The following is a 7,491-nucleotide window of genomic DNA, read 5'->3' on the forward strand; positions in this document are numbered from 1 at the left end:
TACCTCAAGTTAGGCGACGATTGGGGATATTTTTTCTTTTCTGCGTAACATTTCACCGGCAAGTGCTAAATACGCTTTAGCGCCACTTGATGCCCGGTCATAATACATTGCGGGTGCACCAAAACTCGGCGCTTCAGCTAAACGTACATTACGTGGGATCACGGTGCGGTATACTTTATCGCCAAAATGTTGTTTAAGCTGCTCAGATACATCATTGGCCAAACGATTACGCGGATCGTACATAGTACGTAAAATCCCTTCAATCTGTAGTTTTGGATTAACTAACTTGGCTAATTGCGTAATTGTGTCCATTAATGCGGTTAAGCCTTCAAGCGCATAATATTCACATTGCATAGGCACTAAAATTGAATCCGCGGCCGCCATTGCATTCACCGTAAGCATGTTCAGCGATGGTGGGCAGTCGATAAAAATAAATTCATATTGATCAGATATTTTTTCAAGGGCATTGCGTAGTCGTACTTCTCGAGCATAAAGCTCCATCAGTTTAACTTCGGCGGCGGTAACATCACCATTGGCAGCAATTAAATGATATTCACCAGAGGTTTCTTTAGTAACAACTTCTTCAATTGGTTTATCTTCGATTAATAAATCATAAATTGTTGCCACATCGCCGTATTTGTCTACGCCGCTACCCATGGTTGCATTGCCTTGCGGATCGAGATCAATAAGCAACACTTTACGTTTAGTTGCAGCCATTGATGCCGCGAGATTAACTGCTGTGGTGGTTTTACCCACACCACCTTTTTGGTTTGCTATTGCGATGACTTTTGCCACAGTATCTCTGATCCCTAGTCTTTAGAAAGAATAATTAAATGTCTTTGCGCATCTAATTTTGGTACTTCCAAGGTGATTTTTTGCTCGAACTTAACACCTGCTGGTAAAGATTCTAGCTCTTCACTTGGAAATACGCCTTTTAAGGCAATAAACTTACCTGAATGATCAATCAAGTGCGAACACCAGTCAACCATATCTTGTAAAGATGCAAAAGCACGACTCAATACACCATCTAATTTAACACTTGGTTGATAATCTTCAACTCTAGACTGCACTGGGGTTACATTTTTCAGACCTAGCTCATGTTTTACCTGCATTAAAAAACGCACGCGTTTACCTAAACTATCTAATAAAATAAATTGTGTCTCAGGTAATGCAATAGCTAATACGATACCCGGAAGACCAGGACCCGTACCAACATCAATATAATGATGACCGGGTAGGTGAGGTGCAACAACTAAGCTATCCATAATATGCTTAATCATCATATCCTCAGGTAAACGCACTGAGGTTAAATTATAAGCTTTGTTCCATTTATTGAGTAACTCAACATACTGAACCAATTGTTGCTGTTGTTTTTCAGTTAGCGCAATATCAGTTTGCGCTAACAAAGTAGTTAATTGTTGCTGTAACACAGTATTCCTTAATGACTACGCAATTTTACGTAGTAAGCCTTGCTTCTTCAGATAAACTAATAATAGCGAAATAGCAGCAGGCGTGATACCTGAAATACGTGATGCTTGACCGATTGTATCAGGACGCGCCTCAGTTAATTTAGCAACCACTTCATTTGATAGACCCGATACGATCGAGTAATCATAATCTTTAGGCAAAATAGTTAACTCATGACGAAGTTGCTTATTGATCTCTTCTTGCTGACGAGCAATATAACCTGCGTACTTAGTGTGGATCTCAACTTGCTCTAACGCTGTTGCATGATCAAACTCAGATCCTAATCCTTCGATCGCCATTAGATCGTTATAACGGATCTCAGGGCGACGTAATAATTCTTCTAAACTTGCTTCTCGGGTTAATGGTGTTTTAAGTAAGCCATTAACTTGATCAATTACAGCGTGATCTTTATGGATCCAAGTTTCTTTGATCCGTTGAGATTCTTTTGCAATGATATCCATTTTTTCATTAAATGCTTGCCAGCGTTCATCGTTAACTAAACCAAGTTCACGACCTTTTGCTGTTAAACGAATATCAGCGTTGTCTTCACGTAGTAACAAACGGTATTCAGCACGACTAGTAAACATACGGTACGGTTCTTTGGTACCTAGTGTAGTTAAATCGTCGATTAATACACCGACATAAGCTTCATCACGGCGTGGTGTCCAAGGCTCTTTACCTTGCACTTGCAATGCTGCATTCATACCGGCAATTAAGCCTTGTGCACCGGCTTCTTCATAGCCTGTAGTGCCATTGATCTGTCCAGCAAAGAACAAACCATCAATAAATTTGGTCTCTAATGATTTCTTTAAATCGCGTGGATCAAAAAAGTCGTACTCGATAGCATAGCCTGGACGGCAAATATGTGCATTTTCAAAGCCAGTGATTGATTGCACAATCTCTAATTGCACATCAAATGGCAAACTAGTTGAAATACCATTTGGATAAAGCTCATAAGATGTTAGGCCTTCAGGCTCAACAAAAATTTGATGTTTGTCTTTATCTGCAAAGCGAACAATTTTATCTTCAATAGAAGGACAGTAACGTGGACCAATCCCTTCAATAACACCTGAGTACATAGGTGAACGATGTAAATTATTGCGGATCACATCATGAGTTTTTTCATTGGTGTATGTGATGAAGCAAGAAATTTGTTGTGGATGATCTAACTGCTTACCCATAAATGAAAACACCGGTGTTATAGCATCACCAGGTTGTTGTTCCATTTTACTAAAATCAACTGTACGGGCATCAATACGTGGTGGCGTTCCAGTTTTTAAGCGATCAACACGAAATGGTAATTCACGTAAACGATTTGCTAATGCGATTGAAGGTGGATCACCAGCGCGACCACCTTTGAAGTTTTCTAAGCCAATGTGAATTTGGCCACCAAGGAAAGTGCCTACGGTTAATACCACAGAAGGTGCGCTAAAACGCAGTCCCATTTGAGTAACAACACCTGTTACTTTATTATTTTCAACAATCAGATCATCACATGATTGCTGAAAGATCTTCAGGTTATCTTGGTGTTGTAAAATATCTTGAATAGCAGCTTTATATAAAGCGCGATCTGCTTGTGCACGAGTAGCTCTTACTGCAGGTCCCTTTGAAGAATTTAAAGTACGGAATTGAATACCGCCTTTATCAATTGCTTGGGCCATTGCACCACCTAGTGCATCAATTTCTTTAACCAAATGACCTTTGCCAATACCACCAATTGCTGGGTTACATGACATCTGACCAAGGGTATCCATATTGTGAGTCAGCAGTAGGGTATTCATACCCATACGTGCAGCAGCTAACGCAGCTTCTGTACCTGCATGTCCACCACCAACAACAATAACATCAAAATTTTCGTGAAAAATCATTTCGGGATCCTACTTAATCAACCAGCAAACTTTCAAGGGGGAGCGTATTCTACCTATAAATTTACAGAAGATAAATGATTAAACTGTGGCCAAGATCTAAGTAAATGATCTCTAATAATATAAAGGATCTTTTAAAGAGATCTTTTATTACTGTTACTACTACTGAGCATGATTTCTGTTGATAAGGTTTAGTTTACTTATTAAAACATAAAGTTAGATCGGATCTAAAGGTGTTAATATGATCGGATCTAACTGATTATAAGCTCTGATCAAAAAGGCTCTTTATGCACAGGGGGTATTGGATCAGATCTTATCCAATGGATAACATAGTCTTAAAACGCAGTTAGATCATAGCTTATCCACAATCTGATCTAAATACTCAGTAAATTGTGGGTAACTTTAAATTTGGATCTAAACTGTGATCTTAATTAAATACGGTTTATTTGCTCGATCCAGCTTGGTAACCAAGCTAATGCGGTGTCTTCTGGTAGTTCTTCATCAAGAATATTCAACTCTAAGCGCTCTGCTATACAGTGCGCGCCTTTACTTACTAAAAGTTGTTCTAGATTACGGCCTGCGAGGTTATAGGTATCATAACTGGTGTCACCTAAGCCAATAACACTAAACTTTAATCCTTTTAAATCATTGACTTGATTAATATCTTCAACAAAGGATAAAAGGTTCTCAGGGTAATCACCAGCACCATAAGTAGAAGTACACAATAACCAGATAGTATTTTCTTGGTTTATCTGTGAAAAGTTAGGTTGATCATGAACTTCTGTAGTGATCCCTTGAGTAACTAACTGCTCTGCTAGTTGCTCACCTACATACTCAGCAGATCCCATTTGGCTGCCTATAATGATATTAACGGAGTTCATAATTCTATTTGATCACACAACTGCTTACTTATAGGCTTATGATAACTGAGTTTACTCAGCAGTAAAGCCTTGAATGGAAGTTTGTATAAGTATTTAAAGTACGATTTTTGATGTTTCTTATTTTTAATTCGTAATTATTTGATATATATAAATAAAATAAAGTATTCCAATATGTAATCTTCTGATCAAGCTGTTGATAAAAAGTGGGAAAGCTGGGTAGTAAAAACATAAGATCTTATTTTTATTTTACTAAGCTATTGATTTTACGTTTTATGAGTGGTGAATTTTCGTTTCATTAAGAGTTTTAAAACGAGTGATCAGAATGTGGATAGATCGCCTGTTGATAACGATCGTTTTGGCTATAAATTAATTTATGAAATGCCAAAAAATATTTCAAGTAGGGTGCTAAATAAGTAATTAATGGCAATTAAAGTTGATTTAGTGGGTTTATTGCTCGATTTATACTGTTTGAGCTAATAAATTGAGTACTTTTTATATGCCTCTAAGTTAAAAATGATCAAAAAAGCCCAAATTGTGGATAACAATTTGAGCTTGTGCTGATCAATTTCTAAATTAGTTGCTATTTTTATCACTAATTATGATTTTAATTTTGTATAAATAGCTTTTAAAACTCCGATTAGAATAAATGATCGCTACTTTTTGTGCTATTAAAAGTACTGCTAGCGGTAAAAATATAGGCTTTTGTGGCATCAAATAGTGCATTACCAAGCGTATATCTTTGCACGCCATGTGCAAATAATGAGCTGCTATTACTACTATTATCGCAAAGAAAATCACTTTTTAATGGCTGTGCCATCACGTTAAGTGGCACCTTAAGTGTCGTTGTTATTTGCTTTATTGCTGTTAAATCGGATAATCCAGGGATAAAAATACCATCAACGCCAGCGTCTTGATAAGCCAAAGATCGAGTTATTACATGTTCAAGAGAAGCCATATTTTGGCTGTAGCAATCAGTTCTAGCATTGATAAATAGCTGTGAAAAACCATACTTTTTAAGTGTATTTTTAATCGCTTTAAGGATTTCTACTTGGTGTTCTAGGGAGCGTAACTGAGCTGTTTTTTTATCTGAATCCTCAATATTAATACCGACAGCACCTAATTTGGCTACGGCCAAAACATGCTGACAAATAGTGTTTACGTCATTACTGTAACCTGATTCAATATCCACGGAAACAGCAATATTAACAGCATCGATTATTGGTTTTAGCTGACTTATAAACTCCTCAAATGAGCATTGTTCGCCATCTTCTTGACCTCGAGATTGGGCCATCCCCCAACTTGTTGTGGCGATAGCAGCAAAACCAGTATCAGCTAATATACGAGCGCTTAATGGATCCCACGCATTTGGTAATAAAAATAATTGATCTTGTTTATGTAATTGATGAAAGGTTTGGTATTTATTCATAATGATCTCAAAAGTGAATTTCATTATGACTATAAAAAGATTACGGTGACTACGCTGGCCAAATTCGGCACTGAACGTAAATTTTAGTGTGAGTTATGTTGAAATACAGCGCGAACTACTGTTATTTATAGGGGGGGCGTGTGACCCATAATGCTGCGAATGCAGCTCCTCAGGAACGTGTTACGGGCAGTGAAATACGCCCTTTTTCTTTATGCTCATTTCGAGCTAGTTCAACATTAAAATTATCACAGTGATCAGGGATTGCAACACTTTTTTAAGGAGGAAGGGGTGTCGAGGCATCATGAGCAGTGGCCTCGACGGGCGACTCTGCGAGTCGTCCCTACTCTTTCGAGTAGGGACGACTTATACAAAATCGGTATTAAAGCTTCTAAAAGAAGAATAAAAATTGTACTTTTAATGTTAGTTTTATAGATGTTAGAAAGTTTAATTGATCCATTCAAAACTGGTTTTATGGAAATTAATGGTCAAGGATTAAAAATGCCAAAGTCTCGTATAAGAAACAAAAAAAAGAAGAGTAAATCAATTAACACGAAGAAAAAAAATATAAAATTGACTTCTTCAAGTCAAACCTATGAAAGTGCAAAGCAATCGCTAGGTAGGCTCTTTAGGAAATATCAATTTGAAGAGTTAGCTGACTGTTTAGTTTGCTCTGAAATTTGGTTTCCTAATAGAAGTTGCTTGCTAAAACATTCTCTTTTGTGGGGCTCACTTTTGGAAATGAAACAAGAAGATTTTCAAGAAGAGCCACAGATAAAAAGTTACCTCGACTTTAGATCTTTAATGTTGACTATGTATGGACTTCTGCCTGACTTTCCAGCTTCTGAAGACTTTGTTCCTGAGGCTGACTGGGGAGAAATTAAATTAGTTTTCATGGAAGAAACCTTACCTGTTTTGTATGGAGGAAGTGTTGAGAGAATAACTGATTTTATTAACGCCTTTGAAATTAGAAATAAAAAGAATACTCAAGCTCTAGTTGAAATGCGATTAGCAATTGAAATACAGCGTGTATTTATTGAATCTATTCCTGCATCCCATTTAGGCAGTAATAAATATATTGAACCTGGAACATTGACCATTCCTTCCGAGCAAGCTTGGCAATCTACCAAAATAGCTATTGAAGCTTTAAATAATAATATAAATATTAAAAATCATGCAGGCTCACACTTTGTTAATAAAGATAATTTTCATCTACCTCATAATGAGAGTGAGTTTACAAATAAAGTAGTTGAAGGAAGTTTTCAAAACTTTTTTTTCGCTTTTTCGGAAAGGAGTTATTTTCCTGTTTCAGTTAGGAATTTAGCAAGCATAATTATAGACCGCTGGAGTGAGGTTTCGGAATCTTCAATCGATGAATTAACATTTATTTCAAGTTTGTCCAATTATATCAAAATAAACTTTAAAGATTTTTTGTCTGGGCCTTTAATATTAAAAAATGAATCTATTTTGGAAAAAATTGTTATACCAGGATTAATATTTAATGATGATTTATTGTACGTAATACTGCCAACTTTTAATGACACTCAAAAAACGAAAGAGCTAACTAAATCATTAAGCCTAGCTTTCTCTCAAGGTGAAAATGTAACCCTATATAATCCTATAAGTGAAGAGTGCTACATATTACCCAAAAGTTTCAGTTTTGAAGAAGGTACTTTAGCAGGGCAAGAGCATGAAAAAAGCCTATGATTTCAATACCTTTTCAAGGTAACCTGTACTGCGCATAGCTTTTTTCTGTTTTGCGGGCATGCCTTTATTAAAGCTTGTTTCTGCTTTTAGCTGATTAAATGCGATGTGTCTCAGCCCCGCAAATACAGGTGCTGCACCTTCACGCCTA

At 36.8% G+C, this 7,491-nt stretch carries 6 protein-coding genes; 1 reads left to right on the plus strand and 5 read right to left on the minus strand.

The genetic code is table 11. The annotated features are described in order from the left end of the window. Nucleotides 1–9 precede the first annotated feature (9 nt). The 5 genes from H5180_RS21890 to H5180_RS21910 all read right to left on the minus strand — a co-directional run bounded on the left by H5180_RS21890 (nucleotide 10) and on the right by H5180_RS21910 (nucleotide 5,639). On the minus strand, nucleotides 10–795 hold the full coding sequence (locus H5180_RS21890) for a ParA family protein (protein ID WP_145241697.1): 786 nt from the start codon (nucleotides 793–795) through the stop codon (nucleotides 10–12). Nucleotides 796–809: 14 nt separating this feature from the next. Beyond that, complete coding sequence (rsmG, locus tag H5180_RS21895) at nucleotides 810–1,430, minus strand: 16S rRNA (guanine(527)-N(7))-methyltransferase RsmG (protein ID WP_149983167.1); 621 nt, start codon at nucleotides 1,428–1,430, stop codon at nucleotides 810–812. 15 nt (nucleotides 1,431–1,445) lie between these two features. Continuing rightward, entirely contained in the window at nucleotides 1,446–3,335 is a 1,890-nt protein-coding gene (gene mnmG / locus H5180_RS21900; RefSeq protein ID WP_145241701.1) for a tRNA uridine-5-carboxymethylaminomethyl(34) synthesis enzyme MnmG, read from the minus strand. Nucleotides 3,336–3,763: 428 nt separating this feature from the next. After that, on the minus strand, nucleotides 3,764–4,213 hold the full coding sequence (locus tag H5180_RS21905) for a flavodoxin domain-containing protein (protein ID WP_145241703.1): 450 nt from the start codon (nucleotides 4,211–4,213) through the stop codon (nucleotides 3,764–3,766). Between the two features lie 637 nt (nucleotides 4,214–4,850). After that, nucleotides 4,851–5,639, minus strand: a complete 789-nt coding sequence (locus H5180_RS21910; protein WP_182759106.1) for an isocitrate lyase/phosphoenolpyruvate mutase family protein — start codon at nucleotides 5,637–5,639, stop codon at nucleotides 4,851–4,853. Nucleotides 5,640–6,071: 432 nt separating this feature from the next. Here H5180_RS21910 and H5180_RS21915 point away from each other — a divergent pair, with 432 nt between their 5' ends. Further along, nucleotides 6,072–7,343 (plus strand): hypothetical protein, encoded by a 1,272-nt coding sequence (locus H5180_RS21915; RefSeq protein ID WP_182759107.1) that lies wholly within the window; start codon nucleotides 6,072–6,074, stop codon nucleotides 7,341–7,343. Nucleotides 7,344–7,491: the final 148 nt, after the last annotated feature.

The organism is Pseudoalteromonas sp. SR41-4 (assembly GCF_014163985.1).
GTDB lineage: Bacteria > Pseudomonadota > Gammaproteobacteria > Enterobacterales > Alteromonadaceae > Pseudoalteromonas > Pseudoalteromonas rhizosphaerae.